This window comes from Bradyrhizobium sp. USDA 241 (genome assembly GCF_049739505.1).
Taxonomy (GTDB): domain Bacteria; phylum Pseudomonadota; class Alphaproteobacteria; order Rhizobiales; family Xanthobacteraceae; genus Bradyrhizobium; species Bradyrhizobium liaoningense.
In genome coordinates, this window is sequence record NZ_JBMGPZ010000004.1 from 479,542 (window position 1) to 502,500 (window position 22,959).

Annotated in this window: 14 protein-coding genes and 13 pseudogenes (1 of these 27 only partly in view); 14 read left to right on the plus strand and 13 right to left on the minus strand. The window is 62.1% G+C overall.

Annotated elements, in window-relative coordinates:
- The first annotated feature begins 45 nt into the window (after positions 1-45).
- Complete coding sequence (gene istA, locus ABIF91_RS11985; RefSeq protein ID WP_100214066.1) at positions 46-1,803, plus strand: IS21-like element IS1631 family transposase; 1,758 nt, start codon at positions 46-48, stop codon at positions 1,801-1,803.
- Between the two features lie 9 nt (positions 1,804-1,812).
- On the opposite strand, the pseudogene ABIF91_RS11990 reads toward istA (ABIF91_RS11985), so the two are convergent.
- The 3 genes and pseudogenes from ABIF91_RS11990 to ABIF91_RS12000 form a co-directional block, all read right to left on the minus strand.
- A pseudogene (locus ABIF91_RS11990) lies at positions 1,813-2,487 on the minus strand (IS630-like element ISRj1 family transposase); the annotation flags it as partial.
- A 74-nt stretch (positions 2,488-2,561) separates the two neighbouring features.
- On the minus strand, positions 2,562-3,788 hold the full coding sequence (locus ABIF91_RS11995; protein WP_038960272.1) for an IS256 family transposase: 1,227 nt from the start codon (positions 3,786-3,788) through the stop codon (positions 2,562-2,564).
- Between the two features lie 60 nt (positions 3,789-3,848).
- Positions 3,849-4,247: pseudogene (locus ABIF91_RS12000) on the minus strand (helix-turn-helix domain-containing protein); the annotation flags it as partial.
- A gap of 50 nt (positions 4,248-4,297) precedes the next feature.
- Between ABIF91_RS12000 and ABIF91_RS12005 the strand changes: the two are divergent.
- Positions 4,298-4,738, plus strand: a pseudogene (locus ABIF91_RS12005) (ATP-binding protein); the annotation flags it as partial.
- A 119-nt stretch (positions 4,739-4,857) separates the two neighbouring features.
- Here ABIF91_RS12005 and ABIF91_RS12010 read toward each other — a convergent pair.
- Together ABIF91_RS12010 and ABIF91_RS12015 are read right to left on the minus strand one after the other, a co-directional pair.
- Positions 4,858-5,127, minus strand: a pseudogene (locus ABIF91_RS12010) (integrase core domain-containing protein); the annotation flags it as partial.
- A 34-nt stretch (positions 5,128-5,161) separates the two neighbouring features.
- Positions 5,162-5,350, minus strand: a pseudogene (locus ABIF91_RS12015) (IS256 family transposase); the annotation flags it as partial.
- A 172-nt stretch (positions 5,351-5,522) separates the two neighbouring features.
- On the opposite strand from ABIF91_RS12015, the pseudogene istA (ABIF91_RS12020) reads away from it, so the two are divergent.
- The 4 genes and pseudogenes from istA (ABIF91_RS12020) to istB (ABIF91_RS12035) all read left to right on the plus strand — a co-directional run.
- Positions 5,523-6,242, plus strand: a pseudogene (gene istA / locus ABIF91_RS12020) (IS21-like element ISFK1 family transposase); the annotation flags it as partial.
- Positions 6,243-6,339: 97 nt separating this feature from the next.
- Positions 6,340-7,608 (plus strand): IS256 family transposase, encoded by a 1,269-nt coding sequence (locus ABIF91_RS12025; RefSeq protein WP_014497957.1) that lies wholly within the window; start codon positions 6,340-6,342, stop codon positions 7,606-7,608.
- 29 nt (positions 7,609-7,637) lie between these two features.
- Positions 7,638-8,468: pseudogene (gene istA / locus ABIF91_RS12030) on the plus strand (IS21-like element ISFK1 family transposase); the annotation flags it as partial.
- A gap of 18 nt (positions 8,469-8,486) precedes the next feature.
- Positions 8,487-9,248 (plus strand): IS21-like element ISFK1 family helper ATPase IstB, encoded by a 762-nt coding sequence (gene istB, locus ABIF91_RS12035; protein ID WP_011090937.1) that lies wholly within the window; start codon positions 8,487-8,489, stop codon positions 9,246-9,248.
- Positions 9,249-9,307: 59 nt separating this feature from the next.
- Here istB (ABIF91_RS12035) and ABIF91_RS12040 read toward each other — a convergent pair.
- A pseudogene (locus ABIF91_RS12040) lies at positions 9,308-10,432 on the minus strand (IS256 family transposase); the annotation flags it as partial.
- Positions 10,433-10,527: 95 nt separating this feature from the next.
- Positions 10,528-11,417 (minus strand): annotated as a pseudogene (locus ABIF91_RS12045) (IS3 family transposase); the annotation flags it as partial.
- 146 nt (positions 11,418-11,563) lie between these two features.
- Here ABIF91_RS12045 and istA (ABIF91_RS12050) point away from each other — a divergent pair.
- Positions 11,564-12,451: an IS21 family transposase gene (gene istA / locus ABIF91_RS12050; protein WP_424579169.1), complete on the plus strand. Its 888-nt coding sequence runs from the start codon at positions 11,564-11,566 to the stop codon at positions 12,449-12,451.
- Here the strand turns inward: istA (ABIF91_RS12050) and istB (ABIF91_RS12055) are convergent.
- From istB (ABIF91_RS12055) to istA (ABIF91_RS12070), 4 genes and pseudogenes are all read right to left on the minus strand, one after another.
- Positions 12,405-12,920: pseudogene (istB, locus tag ABIF91_RS12055) on the minus strand (IS21-like element IS1631 family helper ATPase IstB); the annotation flags it as partial. The gene istA (ABIF91_RS12050) and the pseudogene istB (ABIF91_RS12055) overlap by 47 nt on opposite strands.
- Positions 12,921-12,953: 33 nt before the next feature.
- On the minus strand, positions 12,954-14,222 hold the full coding sequence (locus tag ABIF91_RS12060; RefSeq protein WP_038952271.1) for an IS256 family transposase: 1,269 nt from the start codon (positions 14,220-14,222) through the stop codon (positions 12,954-12,956).
- A 97-nt stretch (positions 14,223-14,319) separates the two neighbouring features.
- Positions 14,320-14,580, minus strand: a pseudogene (istB, locus tag ABIF91_RS12065) (IS21-like element IS1631 family helper ATPase IstB); the annotation flags it as partial.
- 4 nt (positions 14,581-14,584) lie between these two features.
- Positions 14,585-16,342, minus strand: coding sequence for an IS21-like element IS1631 family transposase (istA, locus tag ABIF91_RS12070; RefSeq protein WP_100214066.1), 1,758 nt, complete (start codon positions 16,340-16,342; stop codon positions 14,585-14,587).
- A 116-nt stretch (positions 16,343-16,458) separates the two neighbouring features.
- Here istA (ABIF91_RS12070) and ABIF91_RS12075 point away from each other — a divergent pair, with 116 nt between their 5' ends.
- A complete protein-coding gene (locus ABIF91_RS12075) occupies positions 16,459-17,376 on the plus strand; it encodes a Mu transposase domain-containing protein (protein ID WP_424579170.1) in 918 nt (305 codons plus the stop codon).
- 14 nt (positions 17,377-17,390) lie between these two features.
- Positions 17,391-18,143, plus strand: a complete 753-nt coding sequence (istB, locus tag ABIF91_RS12080; protein WP_038943657.1) for an IS21-like element helper ATPase IstB — start codon at positions 17,391-17,393, stop codon at positions 18,141-18,143.
- Positions 18,144-18,295: 152 nt separating this feature from the next.
- Here istB (ABIF91_RS12080) and ABIF91_RS12085 read toward each other — a convergent pair.
- Positions 18,296-19,481 (minus strand): annotated as a pseudogene (locus ABIF91_RS12085) (transposase).
- A 129-nt stretch (positions 19,482-19,610) separates the two neighbouring features.
- Here ABIF91_RS12085 and ABIF91_RS12090 point away from each other — a divergent pair.
- Positions 19,611-19,853 (plus strand): DUF2199 domain-containing protein, encoded by a 243-nt coding sequence (locus tag ABIF91_RS12090; RefSeq protein ID WP_424579361.1) that lies wholly within the window; start codon positions 19,611-19,613, stop codon positions 19,851-19,853.
- Here ABIF91_RS12090 and ABIF91_RS12095 read toward each other — a convergent pair.
- Complete coding sequence (locus ABIF91_RS12095; RefSeq protein ID WP_424579115.1) at positions 19,837-20,421, minus strand: UPF0149 family protein; 585 nt, start codon at positions 20,419-20,421, stop codon at positions 19,837-19,839. The genes ABIF91_RS12090 and ABIF91_RS12095 overlap by 17 nt on opposite strands.
- A gap of 95 nt (positions 20,422-20,516) precedes the next feature.
- Here ABIF91_RS12095 and ABIF91_RS12100 point away from each other — a divergent pair.
- The 4 genes and pseudogenes from ABIF91_RS12100 to tnpC form a co-directional block, all read left to right on the plus strand.
- Positions 20,517-21,625 (plus strand): annotated as a pseudogene (locus ABIF91_RS12100) (IS3-like element ISRj2 family transposase); the annotation flags it as partial.
- A 207-nt stretch (positions 21,626-21,832) separates the two neighbouring features.
- A complete protein-coding gene (tnpA, locus tag ABIF91_RS12105) occupies positions 21,833-22,255 on the plus strand; it encodes an IS66-like element accessory protein TnpA (protein ID WP_424578819.1) in 423 nt (140 codons plus the stop codon).
- Entirely contained in the window at positions 22,252-22,608 is a 357-nt protein-coding gene (gene tnpB / locus ABIF91_RS12110) for an IS66 family insertion sequence element accessory protein TnpB (RefSeq protein WP_018273742.1), read from the plus strand. The genes tnpA and tnpB overlap by 4 nt, the downstream gene beginning before the upstream one ends.
- Positions 22,609-22,658: 50 nt before the next feature.
- A protein-coding gene (tnpC, locus tag ABIF91_RS12115) for an IS66 family transposase (RefSeq protein ID WP_035681142.1) crosses the window boundary here: on the plus strand, positions 22,659-22,959 show its start. 1,250 nt of this gene lie beyond the right edge of the window; 301 of the gene's 1,551 nt are visible here — the first part of the coding sequence; its start codon is at positions 22,659-22,661; the stop codon falls past the right edge of the window.

Genomic DNA, 22,959 nt, shown 5'->3' on the forward strand with positions numbered 1-22,959 from the left:
CCGTCAGCGCCGCTGAACAGCAGTAGCCGGTCAGGCAGGACGTTTATGTTCGACCCCTTTAGCCAGCAAGGGGCCGGGGAGTTGAACGTCTTGAAGCGACATCTGCAAAGCACCGTACTTACATTACTTGATCGCAACACCAGCCAGCGCGAGATTCACCGGCTGACGGGTGTCGATCGCAAGACGATCCGGCGTTATCAGGCGCTGCGGGCCGGTGCGGAGGCAAATTCCCCCGGGGAAGTGACCACCGGCTCGGTGAGCGCGGACGGCCAAATTCCTCCACCCCGACCACCGGCTTTTGGGACATCGGAAGCGACGGTCACCAGCAGCCTGGCCCGTTCGGCTTGCGAAGCGCATCGGACGTGGATCGAAGAACAGGTCCGGCTGAAGCGGAACGCGCAGGCGATTTACCAGGACCTGGTTGATCAATTTGGCTTTCCGTCCAGCTACCAGAGTGTCAAGCGGTTTGTGCGCCGGTTGCGGCACGCTGATCCTGAGCAGTTTGATCGTCTTGAGTTCCTCCCCGGCGAGGAAGCTCAGGTCGACTATGGCGAGGGCGCGCCGACGGTTGATCCGAAGAGCGGGCGGTACCGTCGTCCCCGCCTGTTCGTGATGACGCTACGCTACTCGCGGCGCAGCTTCCGGCGGGTAGTCTGGAAGTCCAGCCAACAAGTCTGGGCGCAGCTCCACGAAGAGGCGTTCCGGTATTTTGGCGGGGTCCCCAGCTATGTCGTGCTCGACAACCTGAAGGAAGGCGTCCTCAAGCCGGATTTGTACGAGCCCCAGCTCAACCCGATTTACAGCGCGATGCTGGCTCATTACGCCGTGGTCGCCGATCCCGCGCGCGTGGCCGATCCAAATCGGAAAGGATGCGTCGAGAATGCGATTCAACATACCCAGGGCACTGCGCTGGCCGGACGGCGCTTCGAGACGCTGGAGGCGCAAAACGAGTTCTTGAGGCACTGGGAGGAGAACTGGGCTTCCAAACGCATCCACGGCAGCACGCGCCGTCAGGTCGAGGCGATGTTCCAGGAAGAGAAGCCGCACCTGCGGCCGCTGCCTGTCGCTCCCTTCCGCATCTTCACCGAAGTCGTCCGGACTGTCTGCGACGACACCACCGTACGCGTCGACAACAGCTATTACGCCGCGCGGCCCGCGCCGATCGGCAGCCAGGTCGTCGTGCGCATCTACACCACCACGATCGAGATCCGTGATCGCCACACCCGTGCGCTGCTGCGTGTTCATTCCCGGATGGCGCACCCCGGTTCTGTCGTCCTGCCGACCAGCGAACGGCCGTTCAACCCGTCGCGGCAAACCGCCGTGCTGCTGGCGAGCGCCGAGCGCATCGGACCGCAGACCAGGGCCTTGTGCCAGCAGGTGTTCGACACCGAAGGGCGCCCCGGACAGCGCGCGATGTGGGGCATTGTCGGGCTGGGCCGGAAGTATCCGGCGCGGCTGGTCGAGCAGGCCTGCGCGCACGCCATCGACAACCGCATCTACCGCTACAAGCACGTGCGTGCGACCGTCGAGCGGTTGTTCGAACAGGCGATCGAGCAGGTTGGAGTGACGCCACAGCCGGCATCGCCGCTCACCCAGGATCATCCGCTGATCCGTACCCCCGCGGAATACGGCGACCTCTTCAGCCGCGCTGTGCGGCGCGACGCCGACGACAATGGTCGGCAGGCCGAGGCTCACGACGATCACGCCACGGCAATCCGCGCTCGTGTCGCCTGCGCAACCCCGGCCAACTCCGGCGCCACGAGCGCTCCCGCTGCACCTTCTCACCTTAAACTGGAGACCTAGTACCCGGAATCAGAGCTGAGTGATACGGCGGCCTTTGAAACGGCGTTGACGGACCTTTTTCTTGGTCCAGACGAAGGGCTCGGCTCTGTCGTTGTATGCGTTGACGTAGGCATCGATGTGTTCCTGAAGCTGCTTGAGGCTCGTGAAGGAGGTGCCGCTGAGCGACTGCCCCTGCAAGATGGAAAACCATACTTCGACCTGATTGAGCCATGACGCACTTGTCGGCGTGAAATGAAATTGCACGTTGGGGTGGGCCTTGAGCCAGTCCTCGTTCTTTTTATGGGTGTTGAGGTTGTCGAGGATGACGTGAAGCTTGCGGTTCGGAAAAGTCGCGGTGACGCTGTTCATGAAATCGAGAAACTCGACGCGGCGCCGGCGTTTTGAATGGGTCGCGATGATCTTTCCGGTGGCGACTTCGAGCGCCGCAAACAATGTTGTGGTGCCATGCCGCTTGTAATCGTGGCTTTGGCCGGTTAAGGCGCGGCCATTGGGCAACTTCAGATAACCCTGCGCTCGCTCCAAAGCCTGGATCGAGGGCTTCTCGTCCACGCACAGCACAATGGCCTTCGCCGGCGGCGCGACATAGAGGCCGACAACATCGGCGGCTTTGGCCGTAAAGTTCGGGTCGTTGCTCTCGCACCAGGACTTGCGAGCCACCAGGTCAATCTTGTGGCTGCGCAGGAACGGGAGTGTCAGAAGTTTTGTGTAAGAGCGTCTCTGTGAGGGGTTTGCGGGGTCAGCGGACTGACCCCATGGGGTCAGTCCGCTGAGCCTGCAAAGCGCTCGCCGAACTGGATGGCAAACTGGCCCATTGCGGCCGTCCATGCAACCGGTCGTCGCCAATGGATGCCGGCATTTCTGATGGCGAGGTAAAGCAGCTTCATCGCCGCCTCGTCGTTGGGGAAGCTGCCGCGTGTTTTGATGATCTTGCGCAGCGAACGGTTCAGCGCCTCGACCGCGTTGGTGGTATAGATCATTTTGCGTATCTCCGGCGCGAAGGCGAAGAACGGAATGACGTGCTCCCACGCCCGGCGCCAGGCCGCCCCGATCGCGGGATAGCGCTTGCCCCACTCGGCTTCGAAGTCCTCGAGCCTGAGCAGAGCGGCGTCGGCATTCTCGGCATGATAGATCGCCTTGATCGAGGGAAGGATCGCCTTGCGATCCTTCCAGGACACGAAGGATAGGCTGTTGCGGATCAAATGCACGATGCAGGTCTGGACCATCGCCTTGGGAAAGACGCTGTTGATCGCCTCGGGAAAGCCCTTCAGACCGTCGACGACGGCGATCAGGATGTCGGCGACGCCGCGGTTCCTCAGATCGTTCATGACCTTGAGCCAGAATTTGGCGCCTTCGGTTTGCTCGATCCAAAGCCCGAGCACGTCTTTCTCGCCCGATGCAGTGATGCCCAGCACGACGTAGACTGCCTTGTTCTTGACCATCCCCTCATCGCGAATCTTGACCCTGAGTGCGTCGAAGAAGACCACCGGATAGATCGCTTCCAGCGGCCGGCTCTGCCATTCGCGGACCTCGTCGAGAATCGCGTCGGTGACCTTGCTGATCAGATCGGGGGACACCTCGGTGCCGTAGAGCTCGGCCAGATGGCCCTGGATCTCCCGTACCGTCATGCCCCGCCCGTAGAGACTGATGATCTTCTCGTCGAAGCCGTCGAAGCGGGTCTGGCCCTTCGCGACGATCACCGGTTCGAACGTGCCGGCGCGGTCGCGCGGCACCTCGATCTCGATCTCGCCGTCGTCCGTCAACAGCGCTTTGCTGCTTGTGCCGTTGCGGCTGTTGCCCGACCCGCGGCCCGCCGGGTCGCCCTTCTCATAGCCAAGGTGGTGGGTCAGCTCCGCACCCAGTGCGCGCTCCAGAAGCGCCTTCTTCAGTCGTCTGAAAAGCCCGTCTTCGCCGGCTAAGTCTTCTGGCTTGAGGCTGCCCCCGGCAAGAAGCTGGTCCAAAATCTCAGGTGAAAAATCCGTAGCCATGTGAGTCTCCTGTCAAAGGTAAACTCACAGAAACCATCTTACACCGAGTTACTGACACCCTCGCAGGAACCGCCAGACATATTGGACATCGACATCGCCCAGCGCCTCGGCCAGCAGGGGGCCGGTCCAGCGCGCAAACCCTTGCGGTGGCGGCTTATCCAGCAGCTTCAGAATCCGCTTGTCGGTCGTCTTCGTATAGATCGGCTGCTTGCCAGGCCGCGGCTTGTCTTGCAGCCCTTCAAGGCCATGGTCGGCATAGCGATGCCGCCAAAGGCTGACAATCCGCGGCTGGACCCCAACTTCCTTGGCGATCGACCGGGTGCTGCGCCCATCCGCCGCCAACAGAACTATCCGCGCCCGCTTCAAATCGCGCTGCAACGTCACCGGTGAGCGACAGCACGCCTCAAGCACCTTGCGATCTTTCCTCGAAAGGTGGACTTCTCTTGCTTCGGGTATCATCCCGACCTTGAATCACGACTCACGTTCCAAGAAAAGTGGGTACTAGCCACATGATGACCATGCCGGAAATTGAGCGTTGCCTACGACAGCTGCGCCTGTCGGGTGTCCGCGACACGCTGCAGACGCGCGTGCTCCAGGCGCAGGGCGCCAACCAGCCCTTCCTCGAGACCTTCTCCCTTATCCTGCAGGATGAACTGGACCGTCGTCAGTCCCGTCTTATCGAGCGGCGATACCAGCAATCCGGGCTCGACGAAAAGCTGACGCTCGCCGAGTTCGACTGGTCCTTCAATCCCAAACTGCCACGTCAGACCTGCTTCCAGCTCCACACCCTGGCGTTCATTGCCGCTGGCGAGAACGCTCTGCTTGTTGGCAAACCTGGCACCGGGAAGTCGCACATCGCCAAGGCGATTGCCTATCAGGCGATCCTGCAAAGCCACAAGGTCCAGTATCTTGAGACCGACGACAGAGCTGGCCCCGGTTGTTTGGACAGCGCCCCGCTGGATTTAAGTGGATTCCTGCCGGGTTATGCTGAACGCGGGGCTTTACGGTTTTGTCGTTGCGTCGGGAGGGCGTAGCCCGACCAGAGCGACGACAAAACCGTCGGCGACGGTCATGCGGCCATCACCATAGCTTGCGTGCCGAAGTAAGCCTCGTCGGGCGTGCGCCCGTCAAGGCTCGAGTGAGGGCGTCCCTGATTGTAGAAGGCCAGATACTTGGCAATTGACGCTCGCGCCTCGGACACGCTGTCGTAGGCGCGGAGATATACTTCTTCGTATTTGACCGTGCGCCAGAGCCGCTCGACAAACACGTTGTCGCGCCAGGCGCCCTTGCCGTCCATGCTGATGGCGATCTTCGCGTCCAGCAGCACATCGGTGAACTCGAGGAGCTATGCGGGATTTTGGGTGACGAGGCGATCAGGCGGCGTGGTTTTCCGGCACTTGGATGACCTCGATGCCGTTTTCGAATCTGACACCTGCGCTGACCTTCGGCAACTGATTTGTGCCTTTCAGCCGCCGCCAGGTCTTTGATGCGGCGCAGAGCAGCTTGAACACCATCAACTTGGCAGTCGTTGACGATAACGAACCTTTCGTGCGCACCGTTCTGCGCGTTTCGCGGGATCGTGAGCGCGGATTTCAGGGGATCGTGAGCAGAGATTTCAGACGATCGTGAGCAACGATTTCGCGGGATCGTGAGCAAGGCTTTCGGAGCCTTGCAGCGCTTCGGCCGACAACTCAACCGGCTTAGGGATGACCTCGTGGTTAACGAGGAAGTCCAATGCCTACCCAGAGATTGTCGATGCGCCGGATCAAGGAAGTCCTTCGGTTAAAACATTTTCAAGGCCTGCCAGAGCGGGCCATCGCGCGGAGCGTGGGCGTCAGCAACGGCGTTGTGCACAGCTACCTGAGCCGCGCCCGCTCTGCTGGGTTGAGCTGGCCGCTTCCGGAGGGAATGACCGATGAAGACCTGGAGCTTTTGCTTTTCCCGGCCCCACGACCAGCGTCTCAGAGCCCGCAGCGGCCGGTGCCCGACTGGAGCTACATCGATAAAGAGCTCCGCCGGCGCAACGTAACCCGTCGCCTGCTCTGGGAGGAGTATCGCGCCGTTAATCCCGACGGTTTCGGGTACACGTGGTTCTGCACTACCTACGAGGCCTGGAAGGGGCGGGTCCGACCTTCGATGCGGCAGATTCATCTGGGCGGCGAGAAGGTGTTCGTGGATTTCGCCGGCGACACCATCGACATCGTCGATCCCCTGACCGGGGAAGTGCAGCCGATGAAGCTGTTCGTCGCGGCGATGGGCGCTTCGAACCACACCTACGCCGAGGCCTGCCCCAGCGAGAGCTTGGCCGACTGGATCCGGGCCCACGTCAACTTGTTCACGTTTTTGAGCGGAACGCCGACGTTCGTGGTCTGCGACAACCTCAAAGCCGCCGTCAGCAACCCCGACCGCTACGATCCCGGCCTCAATCGCACTTATGCCGAGATGGCGAGCCATTAGAGCTATGCGGGAAACTGGGTGATGACGGAATGAGATAGGCGGCGTATCGAGGCGGGTGTCGAGCCTGCCAGAACCTCAAGGAGAGCGATACGCCATGAACGAGCATAGCAACATTGTCCCACTGCGTCAGCCCGATGAGATCGACGATCCACTGACGAATATTTTGCGATCTGGAGCTCGGCAGCTGCTTGCGCAGGCTGTCGAGATGGAAGCCGAGGCGTTTCTCGCCGCGATGAAGGGCTTGAAGCTTCCCGATGGCCGCGACCGCCTCGTGCGACACGGCCATGGTCCAGTGCGGACGATCCAGACGGGGATCGGCGCCGTCGAAGTCGCCCGGGTAAAGATTCGCGATCGCGCGGTGACCAGCGATGGCGAGCGGATCCGCTTCACCTCGGCGATCCTGCCGTTGTGGGCACGGCGCACGAAGAGCTTGGATGCACTTTTGCCGGTTCTGTACCTGCGAGGCATCTCGACGGGCGACTTCCAGGAGGCGCTGGCGGCGCTCTTGGGCAAGGATGCGCCGAATCTTTCTCCGGCGGTGGTTTCCAGACTGACGACGGAGTGGCAGCTCGAGTACGAGCGTTGGCAGAAGCGCGATCTGTCGGCGCGCCGGTACGTATACGTGTGGGCGGACGGCGTCTTCCTGCAGGCTCGCATGGAAGACCACAGCGAATGCATGCTGGTGCTGATCGGCGCGACGCCGGAAGGCAAGAAGGAACTCATCGGCTTCCAGGTCGGCGTGCGCGAGAGCACGCAGAGCTGGCACGAACTGCTCGTCGAGGCGAAAACCCGAGGGCTGAAGATCGCCCCGGAAATCGCCGTCGGTGACGGCGCGCTCGGCTTCTGGAAGGCGCTCGACGAGGTCTTTCCCGCCACGCGACATCAGCGGTGCTGGGTGCACAAAACCGCGAATATCTTGAACAAAGTCGCAGTGTCGGTACAGGCCAGCATGAAGAAGGATCTGCGCGAGGTCTATTTGGCGTCCAACCGAGCTTCGGCCGAAGTGGCGATCGATGTCTTTGCCGAGAAATACGGAGCGAAGTACGACAAGGCGGTCGAGTGCCTGACGAAAGATCGCGACGCAATGCTTGCGTTCTACGAATTCCCCGCCGAGCATTGGGACCACTTGCGGACGACGAATCCCATCGAAAGCGTGTTCGCGACGGTCCGGCACAGAACGGTGCGCACGAAAGGTTCGTTATCGTCAACGACTGCCAAGTTGATGGTGTTCAAGCTGCTCTGCGCCGCATCAAAGACCTGGCGGCGGCTGAAAGGCACAAATCAGTTGCCGAAGGTCAGCGCAGGTGTCAGATTCGAAAACGGCATCGAGGTCATCCAAGTGCCGGAAAACCACGCCGCCTGATCGCCTCGTCACCCAAAATCCCGCATAGCTCGAGCCATTACGGCACGGCCATTCTCGCCGCACGGCCGCGGCGCCCAAAAGACAAGGCGAAGGTCGAGGTCGCGGTGCAAATCGCCCAGCGCTGGATTCTGGCCCGGCTGCGCAATCAGCGCTTCTTTTCCCGGGCCGAGCTCAACGCCGCCATCAAGACACTCGTCGACGAACTCAATGCTCGTCAAATGCGTGGCTTCGGCTCAAGCCGCGCCGAACTGTTTGCCGAACTCGACAAACCCAAGCTAACCCCGCTGCCAGATCAGCCTTATGCCTTCGCACGCTGGAAGCGCTGCCGCCTCGCTCCCGATTATCATGTCGAGGTCGACGGCCATTGGTACTCCGCGCCGTATCGTCTGATTGGCGAGCTGGTCGATGCCCGTATCGACGATCGGACGGTCGAGATCTTCCACAAGGGCCAGCGGATCGCCAGCCATGCCCGCGCGCCCAACCGACGCGGACACACCACCATCGCCGACCACATGCCCAGCGCCCATCGCCGCTACGGCAAATGGACCCCCGCCGCGGTGATCGCCGCCGGCGAGCGGATCGGTCCTTCGACAGCAGCGTTTTTCCAGGCCGTGATCGACGCCCGCCCCCATCCAGAACAAGGCTTTCGAACCTGCCTTGGCATTCTGGCGCTCGTCAAAAGCTACGGCGCCGAACGCCTCGACGCAGCCTGCCGGAGGGGCATCCTCATCAAGGCGCGCTCCGTCGCCTCGATTAGATCGATCCTCCAGAACGGCCTCGATCGCACGTTCTTCGACGAATCTTTCGAGCACCAGCCCCTGCGCCACGGCAACATCCGCGGACGCGACTACTTCCACTGAAGCAAGGAGAGACCCGGCATGCTTAACCACCCAACCCACGAACGGCTGATCGAGCTTGGCCTGACCGGAATGGCCAAGGCCTTCGAGGAGCAGCGCCGATCGCCCGATCTCGAAGCCCTGCCGTTCGAAGATCGCATCGGCCTGTTGGTCGACCGCGAAGCCGCCGAACGCGACACCAGGCGGCTCACCACGCGCCTCAAGATCGCCGCACTGCGCCAGACTGCTTGCGTCGAGGACGTCGATCTGCGCACCCCGCGGGGCATCGACCGCGCCGTTTTCGCCAAACTCGTCGAAGGTCGCTGGATCGATCGCCACGAGAATTTGCTCGTCACCGGGGCAACCGGCCTGGGCAAAAGTTGGTTAGCCTGCGCGCTCGGCCACAAGGCCTGCCGCGACAACCGATCAGTCCTCTATCATCGCGTTCCAAGGCTGTTCGAGGCGCTCGCGCTCGCGCGCGGAGACGGACGCTACGCCCGGCTCCTCAAAAGCCTCGGCCGCGCTCAGCTTCTGATTTTGGATGATTGGGGACTATCGGTGCTCACCGCCGCGGAACGCCGCGATCTGCTCGAAATCCTCGAGGACCGCCATGGCCGCGCATCCACCATCGTCACAAGTCAGCTCCCCGTGGACACCTGGCATGGAGCCATTGGGGACCCCACGGTCGCCGACGCCATTCTCGATCGCCTCGTCCACAACGCCCACCGCCTCCAGCTCACCGGAGAAAGCATGCGAAAACGCAGCGCCAAAACCATCACCCTTGACGGCCAACCAGAACACTGACTCTATCTCCCATCGGCCGTAGCGGGCTGCTCACGATCGTCTGAATTCAGTGCTCACGATCGCGCGAAATCGATGCTCACGATCCGTGAAATCCGCAACGTTCTGTGCCGGACCGTCGCGAACACGCTTTCGATGGGATTCGTCGTCCGCAAGTGGTCCCAATGCTCGGCGGGGAATTCGTAGAACGCAAGCATTGCGTCGCGATCTTTCGTCAGGCACTCGACCGCCTTGTCGTACTTCGCTCCGTATTTCTCGGCAAAGACATCGATCGCCACTTCGGCCGAAGCTCGGTTGGACGCCAAATAGACCTCGCGCAGATCCTTCTTCATGCTGGCCTGTACCGACACTGCGACTTTGTTCAAGATATTCGCGGTTTTGTGCACCCAGCACCGCTGATGTCGCGTGGCGGGAAAGACCTCGTCGAGCGCCTTCCAGAAGCCGAGCGCGCCGTCACCGACGGCGATTTCCGGGGCGATCTTCAGCCCTCGGGTTTTCGCCTCGACGAGCAGTTCGTGCCAGCTCTGCGTGCTCTCGCGCACGCCGACCTGGAAGCCGATGAGTTCCTTCTTGCCTTCCGGCGTCGCGCCGATCAGCACCAGCATGCATTCGCTGTGGTCTTCCATGCGAGCCTGCAGGAAGACGCCGTCCGCCCACACGTATACGTACCGGCGCGCCGACAGATCGCGCTTCTGCCAACGCTCGTACTCGAGCTGCCACTCCGTCGTCAGTCTGGAAACCACCGCCGGAGAAAGATTCGGCGCATCCTTGCCCAAGAGCGCCGCCAGCGCCTCCTGGAAGTCGCCCGTCGAGATGCCTCGCAGGTACAGAACCGGCAAAAGTGCATCCAAGCTCTTCGTGCGCCGTGCCCACAACGGCAGGATCGCCGAGGTGAAGCGGATCCGCTCGCCATCGCTGGTCACCGCGCGATCGCGAATCTTTACCCGGGCGACTTCGACGGCGCCGATCCCCGTCTGGATCGTCCGCACTGGACCATGGCCGTGTCGCACGAGGCGGTCGCGGCCATCGGGAAGCTTCAAGCCCTTCATCGCGGCGAGAAACGCCTCGGCTTCCATCTCGACAGCCTGCGCAAGCAGCTGCCGAGCTCCAGATCGCAAAATATTCGTCAGTGGATCGTCGATCTCATCGGGCTGACGCAGTGGGACAATGTTGCTATGCTCGTTCATGGCGTATCGCTCTCCTTGAGGTTCTGGCAGGCTCGACACCCGCCTCGATACGCCGCCTATCTCATTCCGTCATCACCCAGTTTCCCGCATAGCTCGAACTCGAGGCTGGTGAACTGGCTGCCCTGATCCGTGTTGAAAATCTCGGGCCTGCCGTGCTTCGCCAACGCCTCCTGGACCGCTTCGACGCAGAAGGCCGCCTCCATTGTGATCGAGACGCGATGGGCCAGGACCCGTCGGCTGAACACATCGACGACCGCCGCGAGATAGACGAAGCCACGCCGCATCGGAATGTAGGTGATGTCCATTGCCCACGCATGGTCGGGCCGCTCGATCTTCAATCCGCGCAACAGGTACGGGTAGATCTTGTGACCCGGAGCCGGCTTGCTCGTGTTCGGGCGACGATAGACCGCCTCGATCCCCATGCGCTTCATCAGCGTCGCGATGTGGCGGCGACCGGCGTATACGCCCTCCCGCCGCAGCAACGATCGCAGCATACGCGCTCCCGCGAAGGGATAATCGAGATGCAGCTCATCGAGCCGACGCATCAAGGCAAGGTCCTCGGCCGAAACTGGCCGAGGTTCATAGTAGACCGTGCTGCGAGCCAGCTTCAGGACCTTCGCCTGGCGCACGATAGAAAGATCATGATCGCGGTCGATCATCGCTTTGCGCTCAGCAGGCCCGCCTTGGTGAGCGCGCCGGACAAAAAATCGTTTTCCAACGCCAGCTCGCCGATCTTGGCATGTAACGCCTTCAAATCGACCGGCGTCTCGGCCGATGTCTTGTCATGCCCAAACACGCCGGCGGCGCCTTCCAGGAGCTGGTTTTTCCAGATCGTGATCTGGTTCGGATGAACATCAAACAGTTGCGCCAGCTCCGCCAGTGTCTTGTCGCCTTTGACCGCAGCCAAAGCAACCTTCGCCTTGAATGCCGGAGAATGCGGATTCCGATTTATTCCGGCCGGGTATTCCGACTTGAAGCCGGCCATCGTTCCGATTTGAAGCCGGCCACGATTCCGAAATGAAACCGGCCGGCATTCCGATTTGAAGTCGGCCGGGTTTTTGGAAGTCGGCGTTTTCGTTTGGATCAGTCCCTCAGGCATCAAGTCCCGCGTTGATCAACGTGGGGAAGCGGATGCCGGCCAAGAGAGAACTGACCATGCGACAGATACGACAGATGCTGCGGCTTGCCCGTGATGGGGTGAGCGCCCGGGAGATTGGGCGCACGCTCGGCGTGGCGCGCAGCACCATCCAGGACAACCTCAAGCGTGCCTCGACTGCCGGGCTGGCGTGGCCTTTGGCGGGCGATCTGACCGACGCCGTTCTTGAACAACGTCTGTTTGCCCATGCCGGCGTCAGGCGCGGCTTTCGCCGGCGCCGGGAGCCGGATTGGGCCTCGCTGGCCTGTGAGCTGAAGCGGCCTGGCGTCAATCTGATGGTGCTGTGGGAGGAGTACCGGGCGGTCCACCCGGAAGGTTATGGCTACAGCCGGTTCTGCGATTTATTCCGAGAATTCGACCGGCGGCTGTCTCCGACGATGCGGCAGGACCATCCGGCCGGCGACAAGGTCTTTGTCGATTACTCCGGCAAGAAGATCATGATCGTTGATCGCGAAACCGGGGTTGTACGCGATGCGGAGATCTTCGTCGCCGTGCTTGGCGCCTCGAATTACACCTACGCCGAGGCGACCTGGACGCAGACACTTCCGGACTGGATCGAGGCCCATGTCCGGATGTTCCGGTTCTTTGGCGGGGTGCCGCGCCTCGTCGTCCCTGACAATCTGAAGTCCGGCGTGCACCGGGCTTCGTTCTACGACCCTGAAATCAATCGCAGCTACGGGATGATGGCGTCCCATTACGGCGTTGGCGTCCTTCCGGCACGGCCAAGAAAGCCGCGGGATACCCCGCGGGTCACTTCAAATTCCTCCGGGTGTGGTCAGTCAAATTCCTCCACCCGCGAGGCAGGACAAGGGACTGTTAGTTTGAGTTTGTTTCCCGGGCAAGAGCTTCAGCGGCTTCTTTGAGCCGATAGCTGCGTCCGTCGAACTCAAGCAGATGGCAATGATGCATAAGGCGATCGAGGATCGTCGTGCTCATAGTGTTGTCCCCAAGGTATGCCCCCCAATCCTGCACGACGCGATTGGAGGTGACGATGACGCTGCGGCGCAGTTTGTAACGCTGATGGATCAGGGTCTGCAGCAAAGTGCCGGCGTCGTCGGGGATGGCGCGTGCGAGGAATAGATCGTCCAGCACGAGGAGATCGCAGTCGATGATGGTTCGCAGCCGGACCTCGCGTTGTGCCGGAGAGTTCAGGGCGTAGCGGTGGAAGAAGTCGTCGGTCTCAAGATACTGGACCTTGTGGCTTTGCAGGATCGCCTGATAGGCAATCGCCTTGGCGATGTGCGACTTCCCGGTGCCAGGTTTGCCAACAAGCAGAGCGTTCTCGCCAGCGGCAATGAACGCCAGGGTGTGGAGCTGGAAGCAGGTCTGACGGAGCTATGGCTGATTTTGGGTGACGCGGCCTGATCAGGCGGCGTGGCTTTCAGTGTTCGGAATGACTTCGATTCCGTCGATGAACTTTACACCGGCGATGACTTTCGGCAACTGGTTCGTGCTCTTCAATCGCCGCCAGGTCTTCGATGCGGCGTCGATGAGCTTGAACACCATCAGCTTCGCAGTTTGTTGCGACAGCGATCCCTTGGTCCGCACCGTTCGGTGGCGCACCGTGGCGAAGACGCTCTCGATCGGGTTCGAGCTGCGTAGGTGGATCCAGTGCTCAGCAGGGAAGTCGAAGAAGGCGAGCAGCGCATGGCGATCCTTGATCAGGCACTCCACCGCACGTCCGTATTTGACGTGGTATTTCTCGACGAAGACGTCGATCGCGGTTTCAGCTTCGGCCCGGTGTGGGGCCAGATAGATGTTCCGCAGGTCGTTCTTCATGGGGCCCTGCACGGATTTGGCGACCTTGTCGAGTACGTTGCTCACTTTATGGCACCAGCATCGTTGGTGCCGCGTGCCGGGAAAGGCCTCGTCCAGTGCCTTCCAGAAGCCGAGGGCGCCGTCGCCGATGGCGAGTTGCGGGGCAATCCGTAACCCGCGTTGCCGCAGGTCGATCAGGAGTTCGCGCCAGCTCTGCGCGCTCTCGCGCACGCCGACCTGGAAGCCGATCAGCTCCTTCTTGCCTTCCGGCGTGGTGCCAATCAGCACCAGCATGCATTCGCTGTGATCTTCCATGCGGGCCTGCAGGTACACGCCATCGGCCCAGATGTAGACATAGCGACGCGCCGACAGATCGCGTCTCTGCCAGCGTTCGTACTCGACCTGCCAATCGGCCTTCAGGCCGGCGATCACCGAAGGCGACAGGTTCGGCGCATCCTTGCCGAGCAGCGCCGAGAGCGCCTCCTGGAAGTCGCCGGTCGAGATGCCGCGCAAATAGAGGACCGGGATCAAGGCATCCAGGCTCTTCGTCCGCCGCGCCCATAGCGGCAGGATTGCCGAACTGAAGCGGAGGCGGTCGCCTGGCCCGCTCGCTCCGCGGTCGCGGACCTTGGGACGAGCGACCTCCACCGGACCGATGCCGGTCGCAATCTCGCGCACCGGACCGTGCCCATGTCGGACCAGGCGCGCTCGACCGTCGGGCAGCGTCAGATTGGCCGTGCTGGCCAGAAACGCGCCAACCTCGATCTCGATCGCCCTGGCAAGCAGGTCCCGCGCGCCGGCACGAACGATATCGGTCAGTGGATCATCAACCGCGGACGGCTGACGGAAAGCAAGAACATTGGTAGTCTCGGTCATGGCGTATCGCTCTCCTCGAGAGGTTCTGGCAGGCTCGTCACCCGCCTCGATACGCCGCCTTCCTCACACCGTCATCACCCAGATTCCGCCATAGCTCGGTCTGACGTGGCAGTTTGGGATTGAAGGACCAGTCGAACTCGGCGAGCGTCAGCTTTTCGTCGAGCCCGGATTGCTGGTATCGCCGCTCGATAAGACGGGACTGACGACGGTCCAGTTCATCCTGCAGGATAAGGGAGAAGGTCTCGAGGAAGGGCTGGTTGGCGCCCTGCGCCTGGAGCACGCGCGTCTGCAGCGTGTCGCGGACACCCGACAGGCGCAGCTGTCGTAGGCAACGCTCAATTTCCGGCATGGTCATCATGTGGCTAGGTCTCCAGTTTAAGGTGAGAAGGTGCAGCGGGAGCGCTCGTGGCGCCGGAGTTGGCCGGGGTTGCGCAGGCGACACGAGCGCGGATTGCCGTGGCGTGATCGTCGTGAGCCTCGGCCTGCCGACCATTGTCGTCGGCGTCGCGCCGCACAGCGCGGCTGAAGAGGTCGCCGTATTCCGCGGGGGTACGGATCAGCGGATGATCCTGGGTGAGCGGCGATGCCGGCTGTGGCGTCACTCCAACCTGCTCGATCGCCTGTTCGAACAACCGCTCGACGGTCGCACGCACGTGCTTGTAGCGGTAGATGCGGTTGTCGATGGCGTGCGCGCAGGCCTGCTCGACCAGCCGCGCCGGATACTTCCGGCCCAGCCCGACAATGCCCCACATCGCGCGCTGTCCGGGGCGCCCTTCGGTGTCGAACACCTGCTGGCACAAGGCCCTGGTCTGCGGTCCGATGCGCTCGGCGCTCGCCAGCAGCACGGCGGTTTGCCGCGACGGGTTGAACGGCCGTTCGCTGGTCGGCAGGACGACAGAACCGGGGTGCGCCATCCGGGAATGAACACGCAGCAGCGCACGGGTGTGGCGATCACGGATCTCGATCGTGGTGGTGTAGATGCGCACGACGACCTGGCTGCCGATCGGCGCGGGCCGCGCGGCGTAATAGCTGTTGTCGACGCGTACGGTGGTGTCGTCGCAGACAGTCCGGACGACTTCGGTGAAGATGCGGAAGGGAGCGACAGGCAGCGGCCGCAGGTGCGGCTTCTCTTCCTGGAACATCGCCTCGACCTGACGGCGCGTGCTGCCGTGGATGCGTTTGGAAGCCCAGTTCTCCTCCCAGTGCCTCAAGAACTCGTTTTGCGCCTCCAGCGTCTCGAAGCGCCGTCCGGCCAGCGCAGTGCCCTGGGTATGTTGAATCGCATTCTCGACGCATCCTTTCCGATTTGGATCGGCCACGCGCGCGGGATCGGCGACCACGGCGTAATGAGCCAGCATCGCGCTGTAAATCGGGTTGAGCTGGGGCTCGTACAAATCCGGCTTGAGGACGCCTTCCTTCAGGTTGTCGAGCACGACATAGCTGGGGACCCCGCCAAAATACCGGAACGCCTCTTCGTGGAGCTGCGCCCAGACTTGTTGGCTGGACTTCCAGACTACCCGCCGGAAGCTGCGCCGCGAGTAGCGTAGCGTCATCACGAACAGGCGGGGACGACGGTACCGCCCGCTCTTCGGATCAACCGTCGGCGCGCCCTCGCCATAGTCGACCTGAGCTTCCTCGCCGGGGAGGAACTCAAGACGATCAAACTGCTCAGGATCAGCGTGCCGCAACCGGCGCACAAACCGCTTGACACTCTGGTAGCTGGACGGAAAGCCAAATTGATCAACCAGGTCCTGGTAAATCGCCTGCGCGTTCCGCTTCAGCCGGACCTGTTCTTCGATCCACGTCCGATGCGCTTCGCAAGCCGAACGGGCCAGGCTGCTGGTGACCGTCGCTTCCGATGTCCCAAAAGCCGGTGGTCGGGGTGGAGGAATTTGGCCGTCCGCGCTCACCGAGCCGGTGGTCACTTCCCCGGGGGAATTTGCCTCCGCACCGGCCCGCAGCGCCTGATAACGCCGGATCGTCTTGCGATCGACACCCGTCAGCCGGTGAATCTCGCGCTGGCTGGTGTTGCGATCAAGTAATGTAAGTACGGTGCTTTGCAGATGTCGCTTCAAGACGTTCAACTCCCCGGCCCCTTGCTGGCTAAAGGGGTCGAACATAAACGTCCTGCCTGACCGGCTACTGCTGTTCAGCGGCGCTGACGGCGATCATCAGGTGGGGGAGTTTCAAGTGACCATACCCGGGGGATTTTGACCGACCCACGGGGTTTGGCGGGGTGCCGCGCCTCGTCGTCCCTGACAATCTGAAGTCCGGCGTGCACCGGGCTTCGTTCTACGACCCTGAAATCAATCGCAGCTACGGGATGATGGCGTCCCATTACGGCGTTGGCGTCCTTCCGGCACGGCCAAGAAAGCCGCGGGATAAGGCAAAAGTGGAGGCCGGGGTTCGGTTTGCCCAGACCTATATCCTCGGGCGGCTTCGTCGCCAGACCTTCTTCTCGTTGGCCGAGGCGAACGCAGCCATTGCCGCTGCGCTGGAGCGGATCAACGCGCACATCATGCGCCGGCTCGGTGTCAGTCGCCGTCAATTGTTCGAGACGGTCGAGATGTCGGTCCTGGCGTCGTTGCCGGACGCCGATTATCAGTTTGCGGAATGGCGCGTGGCCCGCGTCTCGCTCGATTATCATGTCGAGATCGACGGCTTCTTCTACTCAGTTCCACACGGCCTGATCCGGGAGCAGGTCGACGTCCGCGCCACCACCCGGACCATCGAGCTGTTCCATCGGGGTTCGCGTGTTGCGGCTCACCAGCGCCGCTACGGCGGCCGCCGGCACGGCACCGATCCCGACCACATGCCCAGCGCGCATCGGCGTTACGCCGAGTGGACTCCCGAGCGGTTCCGTCGCTGGGGACGATCGATCGGGCTAAACACTGAGGGTCTCGTCCTCGCCATTCTGGCCAATCGGCCTCATCCCGAACAAGGATTCCGGACCTGTCTGGGTGTGCTTCGGCTGTTCAAGGATCTCGATCCGGAACGCGCCGAGTTGATCGCGGCCCGCGCGGTTGCGGTCCGCGCGCTGACCTACAAGAGCATCGCCTCGATCATCGCCAACAAGCTCGACCGCAGCGCTCGCCCCACCGATGACGTCGTCGTCGACCATCCCAATCTGCGCGGCCCCGGCTACTTCCATTGAAAGGAAAATCCAGCATGCTGACCCATCCCACGCTCGACCTGCTGCAAAATCTCGGTCTCCACGGCATGGCCAAAGGCTTCAAGGAGCTTGATGCCCAGCCCGAAGCACGCAGCCTCGAACATGCCGAATGGCTGGCCCTGCTCCTGGAACAGGAGAAAACGCAGCGACAGCAAAAGCGGTTTGAGAGCAGAGCTCGCGCCGCCAAGCTACGTCATGCCGCTTGCGTCGAGGATGTCGACTACCGTGCCATCCGCGGGCTCGACCGCACGCTCTTTCTAAAACTCGCCGCCGGCGACTGGATCCGAGCGAGGCATAATCTCCTCGTCACTGGGCCATGCGGCGTCGGCAAGAGTTGGCTTGCTTGCGCCCTCGGCCACAAGGCCTGCCGGGACGACTTCGCCGTTGCCTACCATCGCGTCCCGCGTCTGTTCGCCGCTCTCGCACTGGGACGCGCCGACGGACGCTATACCAGGATGCTGCGGGCGATCGCACGACTTGATCTGCTGATCCTGGACGACTGGGGACCAGAACCTCTCGACGCCGACCAGCGCCGTGATTTGCTCGAAATCGTCGAGGATCGATACGAAGCCCGTTCGATCATCGTCACCAGCCAGCTGCCCGTCGATCGCTGGTACGAAATCATCGGAAACCCCACCATCGCCGACGCGATCCTCGATCGCCTCGTCCACAATGCCTACCGCATCGAACTCAAAGGAGAGAGCCTCAGGAAGCAGAAGCAACCCGCTCAAGATCAACCGGTCTCTTGACCTTCCCAGCCCTCGACGACATCATGAAATTGACCCATGCGAACGACGCCACGGGTGGCCGGCTTCAGATCGGAATACCCGGCCGGCTTCGAATAATTTGCGGGGCCAGCTCTCTTTTCGGGAGCTATGCGGGATTTTGGGTGACGAGGCGATCAGGCGGCGTGGTTTTCCGGCACTTGGATGACCTCGATGCCGTTTTCGAATCTGACACCTGCGCTGACCTTCGGCAACTGATTTGTGCCTTTCAGCCGCCGCCAGGTCTTTGATGCGGCGCAGAGCAGCTTGAACACCATCAACTTGGCAGTCGTTGACGATAACGAACCTTTCGTGCGCACCGTTCTGTGCCGGACCGTCGCGAACACGCTTTCGATGGGATTCGTCGTCCGCAAGTGGTCCCAATGCTCGGCGGGGAATTCGTAGAACGCAAGCATTGCATCGCGATCTTTCGTCAGGCACTCGACCGCCTTGTCGTACTTCGCTCCGTATTTCTCGGCAAAGACATCGATCGCCACTTCGGCCGAAGCTCGGTTGGACGCCAAATAGACCTCGCGCAGATCCTTCTTCATGCTGGCCTGTACCGACACTGCGACTTTGTTCAAGATATTCGCGGTTTTGTGCACCCGGGGCGATCTTCAGCCCTCGGGTTTTCGCCTCGACGAGCAGTTCGTGCCAGCTCTGCGTGCTCTCGCGCACGCCGACCTGGAAGCCGATGAGTTCCTTCTTGCCTTCCGGCGTCGCGCCGATCAGCACCAGCATGCATTCGCTGTGGTCTTCCATGCGAGCCTGCAGGAAGACGCCGTCCGCCCACACGTATACGTACCGGCGCGCCGACAGATCGCGCTTCTGCCAACGCTCGTACTCGAGCTGCCACTCCGTCGTCAGTCTGGAAACCACCGCCGGAGAAAGATTCGGCGCATCCTTGCCCAAGAGCGCCGCCAGCGCCTCCTGGAAGTCGCCCGTCGAGATGCCTCGCAGGTACAGAACCGGCAAAAGTGCATCCAAGCTCTTCGTGCGCCGTGCCCACAACGGCAGGATCGCCGAGGTGAAGCGGATCCGCTCGCCATCGCTGGTCACCGCGCGATCGCGAATCTTTACCCGGGCGACTTCGACGGCGCCGATCCCCGTCTGGATCGTCCGCACTGGACCATGGCCGTGTCGCACGAGGCGGTCGCGGCCATCGGGAAGCTTCAAGCCCTTCATCGCGGCGAGAAACGCCTCGGCTTCCATCTCGACAGCCTGCGCAAGCAGCTGCCGAGCTCCAGATCGCAAAATATTCGTCAGTGGATCGTCGATCTCATCGGGCTGACGCAGTGGGACAATGTTGCTATGCTCGTTCATGGCGTATCGCTCTCCTTGAGGTTCTGGCAGGCTCGACACCCGCCTCGATACGCCGCCTATCTCATTCCGTCATCACCCAGTTTCCCGCATAGCTCTCTTTTCGGAAAACCGCTGCGCACTTTCCGGATCATGCTTCAGTGCACCTGCTGCGATGAGTGGCACGAAGAAATGCCAGGCTATTCGGCCGAAGCGCCGCTGTATCTCCATTCCATCCCGGCCGTGGAGCGTGACCGCCGCTGCGCGTTGGACGCGGACACCTGCATCGTCGATGAGGAGTTTTACTTCGCGCGCGGCTGCCTGGAGATTCGTAAACGGTACGAGAGGCCCACGGAGCCACGGACTTGGTGCGGACGGCCTACGCACCGCGCTTGAAGCGTATAGGCATCCAGAACTGCCGGAGGGCCTCGACGGTTGCTGGAATGTTGCGCCAGGCGTTTTGGATGATGGGCTGCGTTCCCAGCGTGCGCCGGGCCGGGGGTAGCAAGGGTCGACCGGCGTCGTCGATGCAATGGACCAAGATCGGCCGCAGCATAAGGTGTTCGGTTCCATTCGGGGGGAGAAGCCGCGACCAGACGAGAAGCCGAAGCTTCATGACGGCGTAGAAGCCCATGCACCAGGGCTGCGGGTCGACTTCGCCGTCCGGTGATCGCACGAACAGCGGCTCGAAGCTCTCCGGTCTCGTCGACAGCGTCTCGCTGATAGCGTTGTGGCGCATCAGCGTGGCGGCGATTGCCGAGAACTCCTCGGTGTCGTGATTGAAGGCGTCGGGATCTACGCCGAGGAGCGGGCACACCCATTCCTCGGACGCCATCGAGACCGGCCCGGCGACGACCGCGGCCACCGCGCCATCGAGCATGGAGAGCGACGTCGCCCGCGGATGCCGAAGCGTCGGCGACCTGGCGCGCTTGCTGATCCATTGCCCGAGCCGTTCGAACGACATGGCATAGAGAGCTGGCCCCGCAAATTCGGACAGTAGCTTGAGTGGATTTTCTGCCTGACAGCGGCGAGGATTCTTGCTGCGAATCAGGAGCGAAGATGACGAAGAAGAGCCGCCGGACGCATTCTCCGGCATTCAAGGCGAAGGTTGCTTTGGCTGCGGTCAAAGGCGACAAGACACTGGCGGAGCTGGCGCAACTGTTTGATGTTCATCCGAACCAGATCACGATCTGGAAAAACCAGCTCCTGGAAGGCGCCGCCGGCGTGTTTGGGCATGACAAGACATCGGCCGAGACGCCGGTCGATTTGAAGGCGTTACATGCCAAGATCGGCGAGCTGGCGTTGGAAAACGATTTTTTGTCCGGCGCGCTCACCAAGGCGGGCCTGCTGAGCGCAAAGCGATGATCGACCGCGATCATGATCTTTCTATCGTGCGCCAGGCGAAGGTCCTGAAGCTGGCTCGCAGCACGGTCTACTATGAACCTCGGCCAGTTTCGGCCGAGGACCTTGCCTTGATGCGTCGGCTCGATGAGCTGCATCTCGATTATCCCTTCGCGGGAGCGCGTATGCTGCGATCGTTGCTGCGGCGGGAGGGCGTATACGCCGGTCGCCGCCACATCGCGACGCTGATGAAGCGCATGGGGATCGAGGCGGTCTATCGTCGCCCGAACACGAGCAAGCCGGCTCCGGGTCACAAGATCTACCCGTACCTGTTGCGCGGATTGAAGATCGAGCGGCCCGACCATGCGTGGGCAATGGACATCACCTACATTCCGATGCGGCGTGGCTTCGTCTATCTCGCGGCGGTCGTCGATGTGTTCAGCCGACGGGTCCTGGCCCATCGCGTCTCGATCACAATGGAGGCGGCCTTCTGCGTCGAAGCGGTCCAGGAGGCGTTGGCGAAGCACGGCAGGCCCGAGATTTTCAACACGGATCAGGGCAGCCAGTTCACCAGCCTCGAGTTCACCGATGTGCTGCTGGACGCGAAGATCGCCATCAGCATGGACGGCAAGGGCGCCTGGCGCGACAACGTGTTTGTCGAGCGGCTCTGGCGCACGGTCAAATACGAAGAAGTATATCTCCGCGCCTACGACAGCGTGTCCGAGGCGCGAGCGTCAATTGCCAAGTATCTGGCCTTCTACAATCAGGGACGCCCTCACTCGAGCCTTGACGGGCGCACGCCCGACGAGGCTTACTTCGGCACGCAAGCTATGGTGATGGCCGCATGGCCGTCGCCGACGGTTTTGTCGTCGCTCTGGTCGGGCTACGCCCTCCCGACGCAACGACAAAACCGTAAAGCCCCGCGTTCAGCATAACCCGGCAGGAATCCACTTAAATCCAGCGGGGCGCTGTCCAAACAACCGGGGCCAGCTCTACTCGCGCGTGGATTTGACAACGCGAGGGACGCTCGTTCCATGCATCAAGACAGACATCAAGACGGGCATGATGCCGCCTCCTATCAGCGGATCGAGGTGATCACAGGGGAGAGGCGACGGCGCAGTTGGAGCGATGCGGAGAAGGCGCGGATCGTGGCCGAGAGTGCCGATCCGGAGACGAGCATTTCCGAGGTGGCTCGACGCAACGGGGTGAACCGGGGACTGCTCAGTGTGTGGCGGCGCCAGGCGCGGCTCGCGTCGAGCGAAGCGCCGCAGTTCGTGCAAGTCAGGCTCCAGGCCGCCGTCGAGGCGCAGCCGAACGCGATCGATAAGGCGCATGTTCTGACGGATCCGGCCGAGCGGATCGAGGTGATGATCGCGGGCGCGACGGTGCGCGTGCCCGTCGGCGTCGACGCCGCGACGCTGGAGCGCGTGCTGGCGGCGGTGAGATCGACGCGATGATCTCTTTCGGTCCAATGGTCCGTGTGTTCGTCGCGACGCAGCCGATTGACTTTCGTAAAGGCGTTCATGGCCTTGTCGCGCTGGTAGCGGAGGGATTAGGCGGCAAGCCCTACAGCGGTGACGTTTATGTCTTCCGATCGAAGCGATCGGATCGTTTGAAGCTACTGGTTTTTGACGGCTCGGGAATGGTTCTAGCGACGAAGTGGCTGGAGAATGGGGGCTTTGCCTGGCCACCTGTTCGCGAGGGTACGATGCCGGTGACGGGGGCGCAACTGGCGATGCTGATTGAAGGTCTTGCGGAGTGGTCGCGTGTGGTCCCGAAGGTGACGAAGCGGCCGACGAAGGTTGCCTGAAGCGTCTTGTTTTGCTGGCGATTGCGAGTGCGTTCGTGTAGCTCTGCGATATGGCGCTTCGCCCCGAAGATCTCCCCTCTGACCCTGCGGCTCTTGCCGAGATGGTGCTGGCTTTCGAAGGCGAGAACGATGATCTGCGCGCAGAGATCGCCACGTTGAAGAGCCTGATCTTCGGCGCACGATCGGAGCGCGCGGCGATCGTCTGCGCCGAACAGATCGCGTTTGATCTGGAACGGACCGCCGGCTCACAGCTCCCGGCCAATGACGACAAACCGGACGCGCCGCGGCCGGAGCGGCGCAAAGCGAAGCGCAACATCGGCGCGCTGCCGGCGCATCTGCCTCGGGTCGAGC

Bases quoted from the DNA above. Each gene is read 5' to 3' on its own strand.
- tnpB (WP_018273742.1), top strand. From the start codon at position 22,252: ATGATCTCTTTCGGTCCAATGGTCCGTGTGTTCGTCGCGACGCAGCCG.
- istA (WP_424579169.1), top strand. From the start codon at position 11,564: ATGCCGGCCAAGAGAGAACTGACCATGCGACAGATACGACAGATGCTG.
- istA (WP_100214066.1), bottom strand. From the start codon at position 16,342: ATGTTCGACCCCTTTAGCCAGCAAGGGGCCGGGGAGTTGAACGTCTTG.
- istA (WP_100214066.1), top strand. From the start codon at position 46: ATGTTCGACCCCTTTAGCCAGCAAGGGGCCGGGGAGTTGAACGTCTTG.
- istB (WP_011090937.1), top strand. From the start codon at position 8,487: ATGCTTAACCACCCAACCCACGAACGGCTGATCGAGCTTGGCCTGACC.
- ABIF91_RS12025 (WP_014497957.1), top strand. From the start codon at position 6,340: ATGAACGAGCATAGCAACATTGTCCCACTGCGTCAGCCCGATGAGATC.
- ABIF91_RS12095 (WP_424579115.1), bottom strand. From the start codon at position 20,421: ATGTCGTTCGAACGGCTCGGGCAATGGATCAGCAAGCGCGCCAGGTCG.
- ABIF91_RS12090 (WP_424579361.1), top strand. From the start codon at position 19,611: ATGCTTCAGTGCACCTGCTGCGATGAGTGGCACGAAGAAATGCCAGGC.
- istB (WP_038943657.1), top strand. From the start codon at position 17,391: ATGCTGACCCATCCCACGCTCGACCTGCTGCAAAATCTCGGTCTCCAC.
- tnpA (WP_424578819.1), top strand. From the start codon at position 21,833: ATGCATCAAGACAGACATCAAGACGGGCATGATGCCGCCTCCTATCAG.
- ABIF91_RS11995 (WP_038960272.1), bottom strand. From the start codon at position 3,788: ATGGCTACGGATTTTTCACCTGAGATTTTGGACCAGCTTCTTGCCGGG.
- ABIF91_RS12060 (WP_038952271.1), bottom strand. From the start codon at position 14,222: ATGACCGAGACTACCAATGTTCTTGCTTTCCGTCAGCCGTCCGCGGTT.